Source organism: Pseudomonas sp. B6001, from assembly GCF_013386015.1.
Lineage (GTDB): Bacteria > Pseudomonadota > Gammaproteobacteria > Pseudomonadales > Pseudomonadaceae > Aquipseudomonas.
In genome coordinates this window covers 70,689-89,523 of sequence record NZ_JACAOX010000021.1, presented here as the reverse complement: position 1 = coordinate 89,523, position 18,835 = coordinate 70,689, and the positions used below count along the sequence as shown (strand labels likewise).

The following is an 18,835-nucleotide window of genomic DNA, read 5'->3' as shown; positions in this document are numbered from 1 at the left end:
TCGTCTGCGCGACTCACCCACGGCCCTCCCCGGTTATTACGCTTTAAAGGCGTTAAAAAGGTCAGCCCGTTGGGCTGACCTTGGTTTTTCTAGTTATGTGTTGGCTGGCGGCATTCTGTGATATCAGATTGATGGTGTCAGTATTTTGATGCTTTTGGATGAATTCTTTCCGACGAGCGGCCGAGTGCCGTATTTTTGACTTATTTGGCGAATTTTTATCAATTTCTTTCAGATCAGAAGCTTGCGGAGGCTTCTAACAATTTTTCTGGCCGCCTGGTCAGGAAAAATTGCTTAGCTGACGAATCAAATTACAACTTACTAATTAACCGCCAACGTTCCGTAAACCGGGTTAAACGATTCCGCTATTTATATGACGCTTAATATTTCGAAACAGAATACGGTAAGACTCACCTTATTCAAGGGAAAAACGATGACCGTTATGTCGAAAACATCTAAGAGAAAGACCATGAGGCACTAATGCCTCTAATGGATATGTTTCTGTATCAAGTTGTATGCAATCCCCTTCTCAACACATGCCGAGGCAAAACGCCGGGTGCATGACACAGGCCGGATACCTCCCGGGCGCTCAATAGGCTCCAACGCAACACACACCCTATTGAACCTCAGAGGACACCACCATGAACCGCAACACCCTCATCGCCAGCAGCCTGTTTGCCTTGCTCAACGTTGCCGTCTTTTCGGCCCAGGCCAGCCCCAAGCTGGATGTACAGCAAGTACTGTCGACCGTGGACGATGGAGGCGCGGCGTGTGGCGTGGTGAATGCGCGGATGACCTACCTGGATTCCCATGGGCAGAAGCGGGTGTTTGAGTACAAGAAATTTGCCGACTCGTGCAACGAAGGCAGCTAAAAAGCTGAACGACAAAACCTGTGGCGAGGGAGCTTGCTCCCGCTGGAGTGCGCAGCGCTCCCACTGTTTTGGGCCTGCTGCGCAGCCCAGCGGGAGCAAGCTCCCTCGCCACAAAACCTCATCTGAAGCTAAATGGCTTTAACCGCGAATACGGTGCTCGGTGAACTCATAATCCTCCTGGCAATCGCCAGTCGGGTCCGCCGCCACACCAGGTGCCGTTCTCGGTTTGAATCGGCTGGGTTTGCTGCGCATCGCGGAAAAACGTGATGGTGAAGCGGCCGTCGGGCTGGAGGTTGTTGTTCCAGGACAGGATTGGCACTTGCCGCTTTCTGCACGCAGGCCTTTCCAGTGATCCAGCGCATGGGATTGGCGGGGCTGGGGTGGCTGAAACGAGGCCGCGCAGAGAAAACCCGGTCGGTTGCAAAAATAGTCAGAATTCAGGGGTTTACAGATGCTTGCCAATCGCTATAATCGTCGCCCTAACACGCCGGTATAGCTCAGTTGGTAGAGCAACTGACTTGTAATCAGTAGGTCCCGGGTTCGACTCCTGGTGCCGGCACCATACAAAACGAAGCCCTCGCAGAAATGCGGGGGCTTTGTTGTTTCTGGGGTGTTCATATTCTGTCTACGCCTGGCGCCCCAACTGAACAAGCCGGTGAGCCTCCAGAAAGATCAATTCCTGTAGCGAAGTCCCGCCTTCAGCGTTTTATGCAGAATTATGGGTAGCCAATAATTATGGCGTATCCATAAAAAGAGCTAATTCATGAGCACATGCCGCTGCGGCCCCGAATTTTCGTACACCCATATCCGCTTGCCTCCCCATCCTCCACCCCGCTAACCTCCCCCAGTCGCTGCAAAATCAGCGGCCGGATGTGGAAGTCCGTACTATGGCTAAAGGCGCTCAAACGCCCATGAACACCTGCTGGCGTTTTTTTTCGCCTGTATTCTTGTGTTATGGCGGCTGTGTGCGGGGCACTTCGGTGCGCCGGGTTCCTTTAGCCCCGGTCTTCCACACCTGCGCACAGCTGCCACCCTCATGTGGAAGTGAGATTGGCAGTTCCTGAATCGCTAAAGGAGCTTCGCCATGTTCAAGGTCACACCCAACCCGCCTCAAGCCCCAATCGACGCCAAGCTTCATGCCGCCGCACAGCGGGCGATTGATCATTACTTGCACCCATCAGACGATGCAGAACCTGCGGCGCGTCCAGGCAGTAATCTGTTCTCCGTTTCGCCCGATGTGGATACCGAAACGCTGCTGGCCAATGCCGCAGAAACCCTCTCATCAGCCAACGAGATGGTCTCGAATCTGGCATTTGAGTTGGAAGGATCACAAAGGGCAGTGGCATTGGGGATTCAGCAACTGATTGAGTTGAGTTCAATGCTGGTAGATCGAGCGTTGGAACAAGTCGCGCCTGCAACCCGTTAATTTCGACAGGCCAACAAAAAACGCCCCGAACGATCACTGTCCGGGGCGTTTTTCGTTCAACCGCTTCGCTTAGTGCCCAGCACTCTGCCCACCGTCCACATGCAGAATTTCCCCGGTCACAAACCCAGCCGATTCCAGGTACACAATCGCCTGCGCAATATCCCGCGCTTCCCCCATATGCCCCACCGGATGCAGGCTGCCCAACGCCGCATGCGTCTCTTCCCCATGCATCGGCGTCTTGATAATCCCTGGGCTCACCGCATTCACGCGAATCCCGCGCTTGGCGTATTCAATCGCCAGCGATTTGGTCGCCGAATTCAGCCCGCCTTTGGTCAGCGATGCCAGCACCGACGGCACGCCATCAATCGCGTGGTCCACCAGGCTGGTGGTGATGTTGACGATGTGCCCGGCGCCCTGTTTCAGCATCTCGGTAATCGCCAGTTGGGTGATGTAGAAGAACCCGTTCAGGTTCACCGCCAACACGTTTACGTAGTCTTCGTGGGTGTAGCTGGTGAACGGTTTGGCAACGAAGATCCCGGCGTTGTTGATCAGGCTGTCGATGCGGCCAAAACGCGCTACGCCTTCGCGGATGACGCGCTCGGCGGTGGCCGGGTCGGCGATGTCGCCGGCCACGGTGAGGATGTCCGGATCCGTCGACGGTTTGATCGACCGGGAAGTGGCAACCACGCGGTAATCCAGCTCGCGGTAAGCCTTCACTGCAGCAGCGCCCAGGCCTTGGGATGCGCCGGTGATCACAACGACTTTTTTCGAATTGCTCATGATGAAACCTCTATATGGAAAATGGGATGGTTCAAGCAGCCGCGGCGGACATTTCCCGCAGCATCTGTTCGTAATAACTGATTGATTGCGACCCGGAGACCAGCTGGCGGCCATTGAGGACCATGGCCGGTACGGAGTTGATGCCGTGCTCGCGGTAGAACGCTTCCAGCTCGCGCACTTCATTGGCGTAGGCGGTAGAGCCCAGCACCCGTCGTGCGCCTTCAATTTCCAGCCCAGCCTCGGCGGCCAGACGCGCCAGGGTTTCGTGGTCGCTGACGTTCTGGCCATCGCTGAAATACCCGCGCAACAGCGCCTTTTTCAGCTCGAGCTGGCGCCCTTGCTGCAACGCCCAAAACAGCAACCGATGGGCGTCGAAGGTGTTGTAAAAGTGGCTGCGTTTTTCCAGGTCAAAGGTGAAGCCGATGGCCGCGCCGCGCTCCATCAACATCCTTTTGCCGCTGGCAACTTCTTCAGCGCTGCGCCCGTATTTGCGCATCATGTGGGCGACGGCGTTTTCGCCTTCGGCCGGCATGTCGGGGTTGAGTTCGAAGGGTTTGTAGGTCAGTTCAACCTTCACTTCGCCCGCCAGGTTGTCGATGGCTTGCTCCAGGGCGGTGGCGCCGAGGGCGCACCACGGGCACACCACGTCGGAGATGAAGTCGATGGTGACAGGCGTGCTCATGACGGATTTTCCGCGAGCTGTTTGCGGTACTGGGTGGTGGTGATGCCGGCGTAGCCCCAGTTATCGGTGTCGACTTCTTCGATGACGATGTGGGTCAGGTCCGGGCGTTTGTTGAGGACGCGTTCGAGGGTTTCGGTGATTTCGGCAATGACCTGGGCTTTCTGCTCCGAGGTAACGCCGTCGCGGGTGATACGTACGCTGACAAATGGCATGACAAGGCTCCAGTGACTTGCCCATCGACATGGTGGGCAGGCAGTGAGGCCAATTTAAGAGGTTGCTTGAGGTGGATAAAGGTGGGTCGGAGTACTTCATTAGTGATGCTATGTAATCAATCGAGACGTCCGGCGCTGCGTTTTTTTACTGCTCCCTGGAATAACCGCCCTCCCCGCGCGTCTTGCCTACATGCTTAAGGCAGGCTGCAAACGCCTTGAGTGCTGGCCGATAACCCCTCACTTACGGACGTGCCCCACATGCTTAAATCCACATTCAAAACCCTGTTGCTGCCTACACTGATGGCCGCCGCGATGCTCACCGGCCAGGCCTATGCCGCCACCCCACCGCTGTCGGACACCACCGTGGTGCTGGTGCACGGCGCCTTTGCCGATGGCTCCAGCTGGAACAAGGTGATTCCGCTGTTGCAGGCCAAAGGCTTGAAGGTGGTGGCGGTGCAAAACCCGCTGACGTCCCTGGCTGATGATGTGGCCGCCGCCCAGCGGGTGATTGATGCCCAGAGTGGGCGAGTGGTTCTGGTGGGCCATTCGTGGGCCGGCAGTGTGATCACTCAGGGCGGCACCAGCGACAAGGTCAAGGCACTGGTTTATGTGGCCGCGTTCGCGCCGTCCGAGGGCCAGAGCTCTGCCGAGTCCGAGAAAGGCTACCCAACCCCGCCGGGTATCGAGACCATCAGTGCCGACGCTTCCGGCTACCTGTATTTGCCCGCCGCGTCCGTGGCGAAAAACTTCGCCCAGGACTTGCCTGCCGACCAGGCCAACCTGATTGCCGTGACCCAGGGGCCGATTCTGGGCAAGGCGTTCGACGATAAAATCACGGTCGCCGCCTGGAAAACCAAACCCAACTATTACATCGTCGCCGCCAAGGACCGCATGATCGACCCGGGCCTGGAGCAGGCCTACGCGAAGAAAATCAATGCCACCACCACCGTGGTGCAAACCAGCCATGTGCCGATGCTGTCGCAGCCGCAAAAGGTCGCAGATGTGATCATCGCAGCCGCCAGCAAGCGCTGATCGCAGGCATAAAAAAACCCCGAACCAGTCGGGGTTTTTTATCGCCTTGAATCAGGCGCGACGCCGAATCAATTAGAAAACGTTGATTGGGTAGTCGGCAAACAGGCGGATCTCGTTACCACCCACGTTGTAGTTGCTGGCGTTGTTGGAAACGCGCAACCACGACGCACGGGCACGCAGGCTCAGGTCTTTCGCCGGGCCGCTCTGCACTACGTATTTGAACTGGTTGAAGATTTCACGCTCGGTGCCACTGCCGCGGTTGGAACCGTCGTCAATGTTGGTGCCGCGCACGTAGGCGATGTTGTAGGTCAGGCCAGGCACGCCGAAGGCGCTGAAGTCCAGGCCGTAGCCTGCTTGCCAGGAGCGCTCGTCCTTGCCGTTGAAGTCAGACCAGTAGGAGTTGGCCAGCAGGATGGTGTTGCCACCGTCGCCGATGCCGCCAGCGTTGCGGTAGCCGCCGTACAGGTAACCGGTGTCACCGGTGCTGCGCTGGTGAGCCACGGTGAAGCTGTGCGGGCCAACGGCCCACGTGGCGCCCAGGCTCCAGATTTTGTTGTCGCGAGCGTCGGCGTCACCTTGGTTTTCCAGGGCGAAGCTACGGTCGAGCTTGGTCTTGTAGCCGTTGAAGTCGAAGGTCAACGATTGCTTCTCTGGCAGGGCCAGCACGTAGTTGACGTTGACGTATTGCTTCTTCAGCACGTCCTGCATGTTGGAAGCGTAGAGCGCTGCCGACAGGCTTTCGGTGAATTTGTAGCTACCGCCGATGTAGTCGATGCTTTTCAGCGCGCCACTGTCGGAACCCTCGGCGCTCTTGCGAGCTTCCTTGGTGAAGTGACCAGCGTCCAGCTGCAGGCCGGCGATTTCCTTGGAGACGATCGAGGTACCGGTATAGGTTTCGGACAACAGGCGGGAGTTGTCGTATTCCAGGACCGGCACGGCTGGCATCTGATCACCGTACTTGATCACGGTGTTGGAGATGCGTGCCTTGACGGCAGCGCCGCCCTTGGCCAGGTCGTTGGCCGCTTCGCCGCTGTCGCCTTGCTTGAAGAAGTCGATACCGCCAGCGCCGCTGCGACCTTTACCACCATCCAGGCGAATGGCGTATTGGCCGATCACGTCCACACCCACACCAACGGTGCCTTGGGTGAAACCGGATTCGAACTTGCCGATGAAGCCCTGGCCCCATTCGGCTTTGTCTTGCTTGCCGTTTTTGTAGTCGCGGCTGATGTAAGCGTTGCGTGCCGCGATGTTCAGGTGGCTGTCTTCAACAAAACCCTTCGATTGGGATTGGTCGTCAGCCATTGCTTGCGTAGCGCTCAAAATCCCCAGAGCGATCAGCCCCATCCGTTGCTTCAACATTTTCTTATATTCCTTATTACTGGTTGAGTACGCGCTGTGACACCAGGCTCCGTGTTGCTTTTCTGGTGTCGACTTTCCCAGATAAAAAAAGGCCCGCGGACGACGTGAAATGCCGCGGGCCTTTTTTTATTGGGGAAGTCATGGCGGTTAGCCACAGGCGTTGGGGCGAATCCTATCCGCGCCCTTTACTGTGTGTCAATTTCGTGAATCTTCTGTATTTAGGCTAAAAAAGTCTAAGAACCATTAAATAGCCATCATTGCGCAAGGCTCTATCAAGCGCTTCCTGGATCTGCACACCCCTGCAGGCCACACATTGGTGCACTCGATTGGGTGGGTTGAATCGAAATTGCGACTCTTTGTCTTAGCCACTCAACGAAGGCTTCTGGCTTGCCCAACCAGGGGCTGATATCGAGCAATTGCAGCTGCCCATTCTGCTCCAGGGCCAGCGTGGGGAAGCCCTGGCCACCGACTTTTGCCAGCCATTGGCGGCTGTCATTGATGTGCGCTTGAGTTGCTGCGCCAAGGATTTCACTGAAAGCGGCGGTGAAGGCTTGGGGATCCAAACCGATGGATTCGGCCAGGGTCAGCAGCACGTCCTTATCGGCAATTCGGCGACCTTCGACGTAGTGCGCCGTTTGCAAACGCGCCAATAATTCCAGCCCGCGACCGGCGATTTTTTCTGCGGCCAGCACGGCGCTGGTCGGCGGGGCTGAGTCGAACACCGCACCGTGGTCCCGCAACAAACCTTCGAAATACGCTTCGCCAAACGGTTGCCCGGTGTACTCGGCGATGCGCCGGTCGTGGGGCATTACGTAGTCACGCAACTGCGGCGATACGGATTGGCGATTCGCGCCGGTCATCATGCCGCCGCCATGCAACTGGATCGATAACACGCTCCGGGCGGCGCTCAGCAGCGGCTCGGCGCCGTAACACCAGCCGCACAGCGGGTCGTAAATGTAGTGAAGTGTGGCTGCCGACATGACGGGCTCCGATGGATGTTGATGACCGGCAGATTAGTCTTACGCACAATTGGGAAAAACCCCGGATCGGCTTTCAGACTGTTTCGAGAATCGGTCGAATACCCTTGAAAAACATACGCCGTAACATTTTTCAGAAAGGTCCGCCTAGGAATAGATAACCTGCGCAAATAGTAAGCATTACCATTAACGCGCTTTTATTCTGCCAACCTTTTTGGATACACACCCCGATGCCTGCCCTTCGCCTGACGCCCATGACCCTTGGGCTCTCTGTTCTGCTGTCTGCCGGATTTACCTGCGCTGCCACTGTCCTGCCGGAAACCTCCGTGAGCGCCGAAGCTGACGAGGACGACCCGCGCGTCAAGGAAACCAGCACCGCCACTCGCACGGCCACACCCGTGCGTTATGTGCCCCAGGCCATCGACTCGGTAAAAACCGACAACCTGCGTTCCTACGGCACCAATGACCTGGGCCAGGCCTTGAGCGGTATACCCAACGTCAGCAGCGGCGCCGACACACGGTTCGACAGCCTGCGCATCCGCGGCTTCGACGCCAGCAACGACTTCTATCTGGACGGTGTTCGCGACGACAGCCAATACGTGCGCGACCTGCACAACATCGAACGCATCGAGGTGCTCAAAGGCCCGGCAGCCGTGTTGTACGGCCGCGGCGGCCAGGGCGGCATCGTCAACCGTGTGAGCAAGCTGCCCCAGGCCGGTCGCGCCTCCAGCATCGAGGCCCAGGGCGGCAGCAATGATTTGCGCAGCCTGTACGCCGACCTCAGCACCGACCCCACCGACACCATCAGCCTGCGCCTGAACATGGGCAACCAGGACAACAACAGTTTCCGCGACGGCGTCAGCGGCAATCGCCAACTGTTTGCGCCGTCCATGAGCTGGCAACTGAGCCCCGACCTGAACTGGCTGGTGCAGTACGAATACAGCCGCTACAACCGCACGCCGGACCGGGGCATTCCCGGGGTCAATGGGCGGCCGGCGGATGTCAGCCGCGGCACCACTTATGGTGACAAGCGCGATTACATCGACGACACGTCCCAATCCCTGCGTTCGCGGCTTGCCTATGAGCTGAACGACAGTTGGCAACTGCGCCATACGTTGGGCGTGTTTACCCTGGACAGCGACTTCGATAACACCTACGCCGTCAGCTACGACCCAAAAACCGGCAAGGTCGGGCGCCAGCGCTGGCAGCAGGACTTGACCACCCGCAACATCCTCAACAACGTCGAACTGGAAGGCGGCTTCACCACCTTTGGCCTGGAGCATCGCTTGCTCACCGGAGTGGAATTGGGCAACCAGCGCCGTGACCCGAAACTCTATCGAGCGCCGCTCGCCGCTGTGCCGAGCGTGGATGTGTACAACCCCAACCCGGACCTGCGCCACTACGGTCGCCTGCCGGCATTCAGCAGCAGTCACACCGAAGCGCAAAGCCAGGGCCTGTATGTGCAGGACCAACTGCGCCTGAACGATCAATGGCAACTGCTCGCCGGCTTGCGCTATGACCGCTTTGATGTGGAGTCCACCAACAAGCTGACCAACGCCTCGGAGCAGGTCGTGAGCCACAGCACCAGCCCGCGCGTGGGCCTGGTCTGGACGCCGCTGGAACACCATTCGTTCTATGCCTCGTGGAGCAAGACGTTCTCGCCGACCGGCGGCGGCCTGATCGGCATCACGCCCAATGCCACGGGCAACGCCAACGACCTGAGCCCGGAGCTGACCAAACAGAAGGAAATCGGGGTCAAGAGCGACTGGCTCGACGACCGCCTGAGCACCACCCTGGCGGTGTATGAACTGGAGCTCTACAACCGCCGCACCCGCGACCCGCTGGACCCGACCATCACCCTGCTCAGCGGCGAGCAGTGTTCCCGTGGCGTGGAGTTGACCGCTACCGGCAAGATCATCGGCAACTGGTACGTGCGCGGTGGCGTCGGCCTGCAGGACGCCACGGTGGTGAAAGACAACAATGGATTTGAAGGCAAGCGCATCAGCGACGTGGCCAAGCGCAACGCGAGCCTGTTCGTCACCTGGAAACCGGAGATGGGCTGGTACGCGGAAACCGGGCTGACGCTGGTGGGTGAGCGCTATGCGGATAACGCCAACACGGTGGCGTTGCCGGGTTATGGGCGTTGGGACGCACTGGCCGGGTTTCGGCAGAAGGAATGGGATGTGCGGGCGGCGCTGAACAATATCAGCGACAAGACATACTACGCGTCAGCGACGAGTGCGGCGCAGATTCAGTTCGGCGACCCGCGCAGTCTGGTGGTGACCGGAACCTACAGTTTCTAACAGGCTTGCGTGGCGAGGGAGCTTGCTCCCGCTGGGGTGCGAAGCGCCCCCAAAATAGGCGACTGTGTTTTTTCAGATAGAACTCGATGATCTGTTTTGGGGCTGCTGCGCAGCCCAGCGGGAGCAAGCTCCCTCACCACAAGGTCCAGTGCAACATTGAAAACAACCGTCAGCCTTGCATCAATTCACACAACGCCTGTACCTCGTCCTCGCTGAACAGCCCCGCCGGGTACCGTTCGCTCATCACCCGGCGCGGGTCGGGCGTCCTGATCTGCCGCGAACCGTTTGCCTTCAACCAGAGCGCCAGCGCGTGGATCGCGTCACCGTTCACCCGCAAAGGGTGGAACGTGCGCGTGTACATCAGGTTGATATCGGCATTCATTTCAGCGCTCTCTCCGACGGCATGAGCGGCTAACTTACTCAAGGTTTATGACAGAACCGCTTAGTCATACACCGTGCTGTGTGTCGCAACAGCGATACAAGAGCTATGCCAATGTGCCCGGTTTGTCGGCACTTGCACACAAAAAAGCCCGCGAACCTGACGGGCCGCGGGCTTTCCGTGAGCGCGCAAAACATGGCGCACTCGAATGCCGGTAAACCCGGCACCAGGCTGTTACAACTGCACTCAGTTTTTGTGCGGGGCCGGCTGTTGCTGGGTCAGACAGTGGATGTTGCCGCCCCCCAGTAACAGTTCGCGGCCAGGCACCATCACCACTTCATGCTGCGGGAACAGGCTCTGCAGAATCTCCTTGGCGCGGCTGTCCAGCGGGTCGTCGAAGCTCGGCGCGATGATGCCGCCGTTGACGATCAGGAAGTTGACGTAGGAACCGGCCAACCGCACGGTGGGATTGCGCTCCTGGGTGCCGTCTACCGGGTCCACGCCTGCGCATTCTTCCTCGGTGGCGTACAGCGGCCCAGGGATCGGCATTTTATGCACTGTGAACGAGCGGCCCTGGGCGTCGGTGCTGCTTTGCAGTACGTCCATGGCGGTATGGCAGCGCGCATAGTTCGGGTCTTGCGGGTCGTCGGTCCAGGCCAGCAACACTTCGCCCGGGCGTACGTAGCAGCAGAAGTTATCCACATGCCCATCGGTTTCGTCGTTGAACAGGCCATCCGGCAACCAGATGATCTTATCCACCGCCAGGTTGGCGCTGAGCACCGCTTCGATTTCCTCACGCTGCAGGTGCGGGTTGCGGTTGCGGTTAAGCAGGCATTCTTCAGTGGTGATCAGGGTGCCTTCGCCGTCGACGTGGATCGAACCGCCTTCCAGCACAAACCCTTCGGTGCGATAACGCGGGCTGCGCTCGATCTCGAGGATCTTGCCGCCCACCTGGGAGTCGCGGTTCCACGGCGAGTACAAGCCGCCATCAAAACCGCCCCAGGCGTTGAAGTCCCAGTTCACACCGCGCACTTCACCGCTGTTGTTGATCACGAAGGTCGGCCCGGTATCGCGGACCCAGGCGTCGTCGCTGGACATTTCCACCAGGCGAATATTCGGCACGTCCAGACGCGCCCGGGCGTTTTCGTACTGGCCGGCCGAGACCGCCACGGTCACCGGTTCAAAACGTGCGATGGCCTTGGCCACCGCCACATGGGCGGCCTGCGCCGGCTTGCCGCCCAGGCGCCAGTTGTCCGGGCGTTCGGGCCAGATCATCCAGGTCTGGGTCTGTGGCGCCCATTCGGCAGGCATGTAGAAGCCGTCGGCGCGGGGGGTGCTGTGCAAAGTGGTCATGGCGATTCAGGACTCCAGGGAACCGTCGAGGGTTTTAAGCGCACCATACAGGTTCGGACGGCGGTCGCGGAACGAACCCCAGGCGCTGCGAATGTGTTCAAGTTCATCGAGATCGAAGCGGTGCACCAGGATGCCTTCTTCGGTTTCGTTGAGTTCTTCTACTTTCTCGCCGAACTGATTGGCAATGAAGGATGAGCCGTAGAAGGTGATGTCGTAGCCGTCTTGCTCTTCGTTACCGATGCGGTTGCTGGCGATCAGCGGCATCAGGTTGGCACCGGCATGGCCTTGCTGTACCCGCTGCCAGTGGTCACGGGACGAAATTGTCTTGTCGTGGGGCTCGCTGCCGATGGCGGTCGGGTAGAACAGGATTTGCGCGCCTTGCAGCGCCATGCTGCGGGCGGCTTCCGGGAACCACTGGTCCCAGCAGATGCCCACGCCGATCTTCGCGTAGCGGGTGTTCCACACCTTGAAGCCAGTGTCGCCGGGGTTGAAGTAATACTTTTCATGATAGCCCGGGCCGTCCGGGATGTGGCTTTTCCGATAAATCCCGAGGTTGGAGCCGTCCGCGTCGATGATCGCAATGCTGTTGAAACGCGCGCGGCCGGCCAGTTCATAGAAACTGATGGGCAACACCACCTGCAGTTCCCGGGCGACCTTCTGGAAGTGCTTGATCGCGACGTTATCTTCAACCGTGGTCGCCAGTTGCAGGTAGTCCGGGTTCGGCTTCTGGCAGAAGTACGGGGCCTCGAACAGCTCCTGGATCAGGATGATCTGCGCGCCCTTGGCGGCGGCCTCACGCACCAGCCTTTCAGCGGTTTCGAGATTGGCATCAAGGTCCCAGGAACAAGCCATCTGGGTCGCGGCAACGGTAACGATACGGCTCATGAATCATCTCCTCGGCGGCGGGCAAGTGGACGCCTTTATAGCGGATAAAAATCGGCTTTTGAAGCTTATAAATATCCGCTCATCGAAAAATGATCAAATTTTACCGATAACAATCGAGTTTATTGTTACAAGCCTTCCTCCAGAACTTTCGCCAGCATGTCGACGAAGAAATTCACACTGTGCCGTGAGGTGACCATCGGCGGCTTGATCTTGAGGATGTTCAGGTAGTCGCCGGTGGGCTGCATGAAGATCCCCAGCTCCCGCAGTCGGTCACACAGCAGCGCAGTCTCTTCGGTGGCCGGTTCCAGGGTCTGTCGATCGCGGACCAATTCCAGCCCCAGGTAAAACCCGGAACCATGCACCGCGCCCACCAATGGATATTGTTCGACCAGCGCCTCCAACCGCGCCTTGAAGTGTCCGCCCACCTCCTGGGCGTTTTCCCACAGCTTTTCTTCCTCCATCACATCCAGCACCGCCATGCCGATCCGGCAACTCACCGGGCTGCCTCCCGATGAGGAGAAGAAGTAACCCTCGGCCTCCAGCGCCTCGGCGATTTCCCGGCGGGTGATCACCGCGCCCAACGGCTGGCCATTGCCCATGCCCTTGGCCATGGTGATGATGTCCGGCACCACGCCCTGCTCTTCAAAGCCCCAGAAGAAATGCCCCATGCGGCCGTAGCCCACCTGCACTTCGTCGGCGATGCACACGCCGCCCTGCTCACGAACCAGCGCGTACACCTGCTGCAAATAACCGGGCGGCAAGGAAATCCCGCCGGCATTGCCGTACACCGGCTCGCAAATGAAACCCGCCAGCTGGCGATTCTGCGCGGCGATTTTCGCCAGGTTGTGTTCCACGCTGCGTACGTAGTCGGGGGCGCTGTCCTGCCCGCGAAACTCGCCGCGATAGGTATTCGGCGCGGTCACCGGGTGCACCCAGTCCGGGCGGCTGCTCAAGGCCTGGGGGTTGTCGGCAATCGAGGTCGACACCGCATCCGCCGCCACCGACCAGCCGTGATAGGCCTCCAGCACGCTGAGCATGTCGCGCCCGCCGCTGTAGGCCCAGGCCAGGCGAATCGCCAGGTCGTTGGCCTCGGTACCGCTGTTGACCAGAAACACCCGGTCCATGGAGTCCGGCGCCAGCGCCAGCAAACGCTCGGAGAATTCGGCAATCGCCGCATAGTGGAAGCGCGAGTTGGTGTTGAGCAGCGACCATTGCCGCGCCGCCACCTCGGCCATGCGCGGGTGACCGTGGCCGAGGACGGCGACGTTGTTGAGCATGTCGAGGTAGGAACGGCCCTGCATGTCGATCAAATGGTTGCGCCAGCCGCGCTCGATGCGCGGCGGGTCGACGTAATAGTGCTTCTGCGAGCGGGCGAAACTGGCGTCCCGACGCGCCAGCAGGGCTTCGGGGTCGAGCTCCGGCTCGGCGTCGCAGGCCAGTCCCAGCAAGGTAGCCGGGGATGGGCAGAGCGTTTGCCATGCCGCCGCCCGGGAAGGCGTGCAGAACAGCGGTGGCTCAAGCTCGGCGCGGCACAGTTGTACTGTCAGCGGCGCGACCACGTCGCCGATTACCTGGCCTTTTACCACTGCGGCGCCGTGCTTCAACAAGGCGTTCACGCCCCACAACCGAACACTCAACTGGGCGCTATGCAGGCTCAGCAGGCCGTCGGCGCCATGGCGCAAAGTGCCGGCGAACGGTGCTTCCACCGTGGCGCCCAAGGGCATGTGCAGTTCTACGTGAAGCGCGAAGGTGTCGGGCTCGACGGCACTGTCGGGTTGGGTGCGGGACAGACGGTATTGACCATAACGACTGGCTGCCAGGCCATGGACCACGGCCGCTTGTTCCAGCAATCGGCGATCAATGCCCTCCTGCTCCCAGTTACCGGCCTCGAAATGCGGGCTGAGCACGCCCAGATCGATCAACGCGAATTCACGCCCAACGAGCCCCGGCAACAAAGGCGCGAAGCCTTCACCGACAATCGGCGGCAATTCGGCACCGACGCAGTTCAGGATCGCCGCCTCCATCAATTCAAAGGGCACCGAGGTGGCTACGTGGAAAATTTCCCACTCATGCTCGGCATTCTTCAACAGGTACGCGTTATCCGGGTCCAGGCGTTGCTGCTGTTCACTGCTCAGCACCAACACCGCGGCCCGCGCGACGATCAGCGGCCATAGCACCTGTAACTCTTCGCGCTGCAACGGCGTGATCCGGTGGCACGCCTGGATCGCCGGCAGGATTGCGAACGGATCACCCTCGGCATGATGCAGCAGCGCCGCGCAGGTCACCGACAGGTCGGCAATGCGCCAGGTGCGCACCAGGTCGCCAAAATCGATCACCCCCTCAATCTGCCAATGCCGCTGGGCATCACGCTGCCAGACCACGTTGTCATCGGTGATGTCCATGTGCACGGCTTGCCAGGGCAGGCGGTCGACCAACGGCCGCAGACGCTGCCCGACCTGCTCCACCACGCGCTCCAGCCCGGCCCGGTGCGGGAGGTTTTCGAGGGTCGACAGCAAATGAGTGATCAGCTCAAGGGCATGGCGTGGGTCCCATTGCAGGGTACGTTCCAGGCCCGGATGCTCGAAGTCGGCCAGCGCCTGGCTCATCCGCCCGCAGAGTTCGCCGAAGCCTGCGATCACCTCGCGCCCCAGATGGGGCAGATGGGTCAGCGGCTGGCCGTCGATGTAGTCCAGCAACCGCAGGTGCACGGTTTGCCCGGCGACGGTCTCGGTCAGCAGTTCTTCGCCAGCAAGCGACGAGATCACCTTGGGCACCCGTACATCCGAATGTTCCTGCAGATGCTTGAGGGCTGCGTGCTGGGCCTGCAACTCGACGGCGGCGTAGTCGCCCCGGCAGATTTTCAGCACAAAGCGGCCACGCTCGCTGTCGAGACGGTAGTTGAGGTCTTGCTGGCTGCCGAGGGACTGCAACGCCCCACCCAGGCCGTAATGCTGCTCAAGTAGCTGCGTCGCAGGCACAGGCCCGACTTGCGGGCATGGCAGGCTGGCGCGATGAATCAACGTGGCGAGCAACATGTGAAGACCCCTGGCTTTTTTATCAGGCGCTTATATCGCCATTGTTGACGGGGGTTACGCAACCCCCAGTCCCGCGCAGTGCCGTCAATCTGACTGTGGCCCCTTGCACCACCTGGCTCCACAACTCAAGCTATGCTCCATTCGCTTAATGTCTGTCTAAGGAAAAGGGCCTCCGACATGCGCATTCTCATCACCGGCGGCGCCGGATTCATCGGCTCCGCTCTGATCCGGCACCTGATTCAACACACCGGGCACGAAGTGCTCAACCTGGACAAATTGACCTACGCCGGCAATCTTGAGTCGCTGGCCAGCATCGCGAGCAACAGCCGCTACGAGTTCGTCCAGGCCGATATCATCGACCAGGCCACCGTCAGCGCCGTACTGGCGCGCTTTGAGCCCCACGCGATCATGCACCTGGCGGCCGAGTCTCATGTGGACCGTTCCATCGACGGCCCGTCGGATTTTATCCAGACCAATATCGTCGGCACCTACAGCCTGCTGGAGGCCGCACGCGGTTATTGGCAGAAGCTGGAAGAACCGGCCAAGAGTGCCTTCCGCTTCCACCACATCTCCACCGATGAAGTGTATGGCGACCTGCACGGCGTCGATGACCTGTTCACCGAAACCACGCCCTACGCCCCAAGCTCGCCGTATTCGGCCAGCAAGGCCGCATCCGATCACCTGGTACGCGCCTGGCAGCGCACTTACGGCCTGCCGGTGCTGTTGACCAATTGCTCGAACAACTACGGGCCGTTCCACTTTCCCGAGAAGCTGATTCCGCTGGTGATCCTCAACGCCCTCGCAGGTAAACCATTGCCGGTGTACGGCGACGGCCTGCAAGTGCGCGACTGGCTGTTCGTCGAAGACCACGCCCGCGCGCTGTTCAAAGTGGTGACTGAAGGTGTGGTAGGCGAGACCTACAACATCGGCGGCCATAACGAGCAGAAGAATATCGACGTGGTGCGCAGCATCTGCGGCCTGCTGGAAGAACTGGCACCACAACGCCCGGCGGGCGTGGAGAAATTCACTGACCTGATCACTTTCGTCAAGGATCGCCCGGGCCACGACCAGCGCTATGCGATCGACGCCAGCAAGATCGAGCGCGAATTGGGCTGGGTGCCCGAAGAAACCTTTGAAACCGGCCTGCGCAAAACCGTGCAGTGGTACCTCGATAACCTGGAATGGTGCCGCCGGGTCCAGGACGGTAGTTATCAAGGCGAACGACTGGGCAACACCGACTTTAAGGATCTGATCGCATGATGAAGGGAATCGTACTGGCCGGTGGCTCCGGCACGCGTTTGCACCCCATTACCCTGGGCGTTTCCAAGCAACTGTTGCCGGTGTATGACAAGCCGATGATCTACTACCCGATCTCGGTGCTGATGCTGGCCGGGATCAAGGAAATCCTGGTGATCTCCACCCCGGTAGACCTGCCGCAATACCGCAACCTGTTGGGCGATGGCAGCCAGTTTGGCGTGCGGTTCACTTATGCGGAGCAGCCGTCCCCGGACGGCCTGGCCCAGGCGTTCTTGATTGGCGAAGAGTTTATCGGCGATGACCCGGTATGCCTGATCCTGGGCGACAACATCTTCCACGGCCAGCACTTCGGCGAACAACTGCGCACGGCTGCCGAACGCCCATCTGGCGCCACGGTATTCGGTTACTGGGTCAAGGACCCGGAGCGTTTCGGCGTGATCGACTTCGACAGCCAGGGCCGCGCGCTGTCCATCGAGGAAAAACCAGCCAAGCCAAAGTCGAGCTACGCGGTGACTGGCTTGTATTTCTACGACAACGACGTGATCAGGATCGCCAAGGCAGTCAAGCCATCGCCACGGGGCGAGCTGGAGATCACCGACGTCAACAACGCCTACCTCAAGCGTGGCGACCTGCACGTGGAGCGCTTCGGCCGTGGTTTCGCCTGGCTCGACACCGGCACCCACGACAGCCTGCTGGAGGCCTCGACGTATGTGCAGACCATCGAGCACCGCCAGGGTTTGAAAGTGGCGTGCCTGGAAGAAATCGCCTACGAGAACGGCTGGATCGACCGTGACCACTTGCTGGAGCGGGCCAAGTACTTCGGCAAGACCGGCTACGGCCAATACCTGTATTCACTGGCCGGGGAGCAAAAATGAAGGTCACCCACACGTCGTTGCCGGGCGTATTGATCATCGAACCGAAAGTGTTCGGTGACGAGCGCGGCTTTTTCTACGAAAGCTTCAACGCCCGCGCCTTCGAAGAGGCCACCGGGCTCAAGCGTGATTTCGTGCAGGACAACCACTCGCGCTCGCAAAAAGGCGTGCTGCGCGGCCTGCATTACCAGCTCGAACATACCCAGGGCAAACTGGTGCGCGTCATCGCCGGCGAAGTGCTGGATGTGGCCGTCGACATCCGCCGCAGCTCGCCCAACTTCGGGCAATGGGTGGGCGTGCGGCTTAGCGCCGATAACCATCGCCAGTTGTGGGTACCGGAAGGTTTCGCCCACGGCTTTGTGGTGCTGAGCGACTACGCCGAGTTCCTCTACAAGACCACCGATTACTACCAGCCGAGCGCCGAGCGTTGCATCCTCTGGAACGACCCGACGCTGGCCATCGACTGGGAACTGACGGAGACGCCGCAACTGTCTGCCAAGGACCAGGCCGGGAAAAGCCTGCAAGAGGCCGACCTGTTCCCATGAAAATCCTTATCAGCGGCCAACATGGCCAAGTCTCCCGGGAGTTGCAACAACGTCTCCGGGGCCTGGGCGAGTTGATCGTGCTGGGCCGCGACCAGCTTGACCTGGCCCGTCCCGAGCAGGTCCGCGACCAGGTACGCGCCCATCGCCCGGGCCTGATCATCAACGCAGCCGCCCATACGGCCGTCGATCAAGCCGAGAGCGAGCCGGACGTGGCCTTCGCCATCAACGCCACCGCGCCCGGGATTTTTGCCGAGGAAGCCAAGGCACTGGGCATTCCGCTGATTCACTATTCCACCGACTACGTGTTCGACGGCAGCAAGGCCGCGCCCTACAACGAGGACGACGCAACCAACCCGCTGGGCGTCTATGGCGCAAGCAAGCTGGCGGGCGAACAGGCGATCGCGGCCGTCGGCGGTGAACACCTGATCCTGCGCACCAGCTGGGTCTACTCGACCCACGGCAAGAACTTCCTGCTGACCATGCAACGCCTGCTGCAGGAAAAACCGCAGATGCGCATCGTCGCCGACCAGATCGGCGCGCCGACCTGGGCCGGGACCATCGCCAACAGCACCCGTGCACTGATCGAGCGCTGGCAGGCGGGCCAGGCCGGGGATTGGGGTGTCTACCACCTGACGGCCCAGGGCGAGACCTCGTGGTTCGGCTTTGCCCAGGCCATCGGCGAGCAACTACGGGCCAACGGTCGTGCCTGCGCCGAGCTGGAAGCGATTCCCTCCAGCGCCTATCCAACGCCGGCCAGGCGCCCGCTGAACTCGCGCCTCGATTGCAGCCGCCTGCAACAGCAATGGCATGTCTCGCAACCGCAGTGGCATGACGCATTGCGCGAGTGTCTTGCCGAGCAGCACTAGGCA

Annotated in this window: 17 protein-coding genes and 1 tRNA gene; 9 read left to right on the top strand and 9 right to left on the bottom strand. The window is 60.1% G+C overall.

Annotated elements, in window-relative coordinates:
• Window positions 1–638 precede the first annotated feature (638 nt).
• The 3 genes from HX821_RS24005 to HX821_RS23995 all read left to right on the top strand — a co-directional run bounded on the left by HX821_RS24005 (window position 639) and on the right by HX821_RS23995 (window position 2,295).
• On the top strand, window positions 639–869 hold the full coding sequence (locus HX821_RS24005) for a DUF2790 domain-containing protein (protein ID WP_177036551.1): 231 nt from the start codon (window positions 639–641) through the stop codon (window positions 867–869).
• A 486-nt stretch (window positions 870–1,355) separates the two neighbouring features.
• Window positions 1,356–1,431, top strand: a tRNA-Thr gene (locus HX821_RS24000).
• A 522-nt stretch (window positions 1,432–1,953) separates the two neighbouring features.
• Window positions 1,954–2,295: a DUF6124 family protein gene (locus HX821_RS23995; RefSeq protein ID WP_003218106.1), complete on the top strand. Its 342-nt coding sequence runs from the start codon at window positions 1,954–1,956 to the stop codon at window positions 2,293–2,295.
• Window positions 2,296–2,364: 69 nt separating this feature from the next.
• Here the strand turns inward: HX821_RS23995 and HX821_RS23990 are convergent, their stop codons facing one another.
• Genes HX821_RS23990 through HX821_RS23980 form a run of 3 tightly spaced genes read right to left on the bottom strand, consistent with a single transcriptional unit; the run spans window position 2,365 to window position 3,969 of the window.
• Window positions 2,365–3,075 carry an SDR family NAD(P)-dependent oxidoreductase gene (locus HX821_RS23990; protein ID WP_003218108.1) on the bottom strand — a complete coding sequence of 237 codons (711 nt, stop codon included), beginning with the start codon at window positions 3,073–3,075 and terminating at the stop codon, window positions 2,365–2,367.
• 31 nt (window positions 3,076–3,106) lie between these two features.
• The gene (locus tag HX821_RS23985) at window positions 3,107–3,757 is read right to left on the bottom strand and encodes a DsbA family oxidoreductase (protein ID WP_177036549.1); all 651 of its coding nucleotides are present in this window, start codon (window positions 3,755–3,757) and stop codon (window positions 3,107–3,109) included.
• A complete protein-coding gene (locus HX821_RS23980) occupies window positions 3,754–3,969 on the bottom strand; it encodes a 4-oxalocrotonate tautomerase family protein (RefSeq protein ID WP_003218111.1) in 216 nt (71 codons plus the stop codon). The genes HX821_RS23985 and HX821_RS23980 overlap by 4 nt, the downstream gene beginning before the upstream one ends.
• Before the next feature lie 258 nt (window positions 3,970–4,227).
• Here HX821_RS23980 and HX821_RS23975 point away from each other — a divergent pair, with 258 nt between their 5' ends.
• Complete coding sequence (locus tag HX821_RS23975; RefSeq protein WP_177036548.1) at window positions 4,228–5,001, top strand: alpha/beta fold hydrolase; 774 nt, start codon at window positions 4,228–4,230, stop codon at window positions 4,999–5,001.
• Window positions 5,002–5,073: 72 nt separating this feature from the next.
• On the opposite strand, the gene HX821_RS23970 is transcribed toward HX821_RS23975, so the two are convergent.
• Entirely contained in the window at window positions 5,074–6,360 is a 1,287-nt protein-coding gene (locus tag HX821_RS23970; RefSeq protein WP_003218115.1) for an OprD family porin, read from the bottom strand.
• Between the two features lie 272 nt (window positions 6,361–6,632).
• Window positions 6,633–7,340 (bottom strand): DsbA family protein, encoded by a 708-nt coding sequence (locus HX821_RS23965; RefSeq protein WP_102367902.1) that lies wholly within the window; start codon window positions 7,338–7,340, stop codon window positions 6,633–6,635.
• 227 nt (window positions 7,341–7,567) lie between these two features.
• Here HX821_RS23965 and HX821_RS23960 point away from each other — a divergent pair, with 227 nt between their 5' ends.
• The gene (locus tag HX821_RS23960; RefSeq protein ID WP_177036538.1) at window positions 7,568–9,640 is read left to right on the top strand and encodes a TonB-dependent siderophore receptor; all 2,073 of its coding nucleotides are present in this window, start codon (window positions 7,568–7,570) and stop codon (window positions 9,638–9,640) included.
• A gap of 169 nt (window positions 9,641–9,809) precedes the next feature.
• On the opposite strand, the gene HX821_RS23955 is transcribed toward HX821_RS23960, so the two are convergent.
• From HX821_RS23955 to HX821_RS23940, 4 genes are all read right to left on the bottom strand, one after another.
• Window positions 9,810–10,022, bottom strand: coding sequence for a hypothetical protein (locus tag HX821_RS23955; protein ID WP_003213240.1), 213 nt, complete (start codon window positions 10,020–10,022; stop codon window positions 9,810–9,812).
• A 243-nt stretch (window positions 10,023–10,265) separates the two neighbouring features.
• On the bottom strand, window positions 10,266–11,372 hold the full coding sequence (gene aguA / locus HX821_RS23950; protein WP_177036535.1) for an agmatine deiminase: 1,107 nt from the start codon (window positions 11,370–11,372) through the stop codon (window positions 10,266–10,268).
• A 6-nt stretch (window positions 11,373–11,378) separates the two neighbouring features.
• Window positions 11,379–12,257: an N-carbamoylputrescine amidase gene (aguB, locus tag HX821_RS23945; protein WP_177036533.1), complete on the bottom strand. Its 879-nt coding sequence runs from the start codon at window positions 12,255–12,257 to the stop codon at window positions 11,379–11,381.
• Window positions 12,258–12,382: 125 nt separating this feature from the next.
• Complete coding sequence (locus tag HX821_RS23940) at window positions 12,383–15,292, bottom strand: aminotransferase (RefSeq protein WP_177036531.1); 2,910 nt, start codon at window positions 15,290–15,292, stop codon at window positions 12,383–12,385.
• Window positions 15,293–15,469: 177 nt separating this feature from the next.
• Here HX821_RS23940 and rfbB point away from each other — a divergent pair, with 177 nt between their 5' ends.
• Genes rfbB through rfbD form a run of 4 tightly spaced genes read left to right on the top strand, consistent with a single transcriptional unit; the run spans window position 15,470 to window position 18,832 of the window.
• On the top strand, window positions 15,470–16,552 hold the full coding sequence (gene rfbB / locus HX821_RS23935) for a dTDP-glucose 4,6-dehydratase (protein ID WP_177036529.1): 1,083 nt from the start codon (window positions 15,470–15,472) through the stop codon (window positions 16,550–16,552).
• Window positions 16,549–17,424 (top strand): glucose-1-phosphate thymidylyltransferase RfbA, encoded by an 876-nt coding sequence (rfbA, locus tag HX821_RS23930; RefSeq protein ID WP_087692716.1) that lies wholly within the window; start codon window positions 16,549–16,551, stop codon window positions 17,422–17,424. Before rfbB ends, rfbA begins: the two co-directional genes overlap by 4 nt.
• Window positions 17,421–17,966, top strand: a complete 546-nt coding sequence (gene rfbC, locus HX821_RS23925; RefSeq protein ID WP_177009294.1) for a dTDP-4-dehydrorhamnose 3,5-epimerase — start codon at window positions 17,421–17,423, stop codon at window positions 17,964–17,966. The genes rfbA and rfbC overlap by 4 nt, the downstream gene beginning before the upstream one ends.
• The gene (gene rfbD / locus HX821_RS23920; RefSeq protein WP_177036527.1) at window positions 17,963–18,832 is read left to right on the top strand and encodes a dTDP-4-dehydrorhamnose reductase; all 870 of its coding nucleotides are present in this window, start codon (window positions 17,963–17,965) and stop codon (window positions 18,830–18,832) included. Before rfbC ends, rfbD begins: the two co-directional genes overlap by 4 nt.
• Window positions 18,833–18,835 lie beyond the last annotated feature (3 nt).

Coding starts and splice junctions, on each gene's coding strand:
- HX821_RS24005 (WP_177036551.1), top strand. CDS start 639: ATGAACCGCAACACCCTCATCGCCAGCAGCCTGTTTGCCTTGCTCAAC.
- HX821_RS23995 (WP_003218106.1), top strand. CDS start 1,954: ATGTTCAAGGTCACACCCAACCCGCCTCAAGCCCCAATCGACGCCAAG.
- HX821_RS23990 (WP_003218108.1), bottom strand. CDS start 3,075: ATGAGCAATTCGAAAAAAGTCGTTGTGATCACCGGCGCATCCCAAGGC.
- HX821_RS23985 (WP_177036549.1), bottom strand. CDS start 3,757: ATGAGCACGCCTGTCACCATCGACTTCATCTCCGACGTGGTGTGCCCG.
- HX821_RS23980 (WP_003218111.1), bottom strand. CDS start 3,969: ATGCCATTTGTCAGCGTACGTATCACCCGCGACGGCGTTACCTCGGAG.
- HX821_RS23975 (WP_177036548.1), top strand. CDS start 4,228: ATGCTTAAATCCACATTCAAAACCCTGTTGCTGCCTACACTGATGGCC.
- HX821_RS23970 (WP_003218115.1), bottom strand. CDS start 6,360: ATGTTGAAGCAACGGATGGGGCTGATCGCTCTGGGGATTTTGAGCGCT.
- HX821_RS23965 (WP_102367902.1), bottom strand. CDS start 7,340: ATGTCGGCAGCCACACTTCACTACATTTACGACCCGCTGTGCGGCTGG.
- HX821_RS23960 (WP_177036538.1), top strand. CDS start 7,568: ATGCCTGCCCTTCGCCTGACGCCCATGACCCTTGGGCTCTCTGTTCTG.
- HX821_RS23955 (WP_003213240.1), bottom strand. CDS start 10,022: ATGAATGCCGATATCAACCTGATGTACACGCGCACGTTCCACCCTTTG.
- aguA (WP_177036535.1), bottom strand. CDS start 11,372: ATGACCACTTTGCACAGCACCCCCCGCGCCGACGGCTTCTACATGCCT.
- aguB (WP_177036533.1), bottom strand. CDS start 12,257: ATGAGCCGTATCGTTACCGTTGCCGCGACCCAGATGGCTTGTTCCTGG.
- HX821_RS23940 (WP_177036531.1), bottom strand. CDS start 15,292: ATGTTGCTCGCCACGTTGATTCATCGCGCCAGCCTGCCATGCCCGCAA.
- rfbB (WP_177036529.1), top strand. CDS start 15,470: ATGCGCATTCTCATCACCGGCGGCGCCGGATTCATCGGCTCCGCTCTG.
- rfbA (WP_087692716.1), top strand. CDS start 16,549: ATGATGAAGGGAATCGTACTGGCCGGTGGCTCCGGCACGCGTTTGCAC.
- rfbC (WP_177009294.1), top strand. CDS start 17,421: ATGAAGGTCACCCACACGTCGTTGCCGGGCGTATTGATCATCGAACCG.
- rfbD (WP_177036527.1), top strand. CDS start 17,963: ATGAAAATCCTTATCAGCGGCCAACATGGCCAAGTCTCCCGGGAGTTG.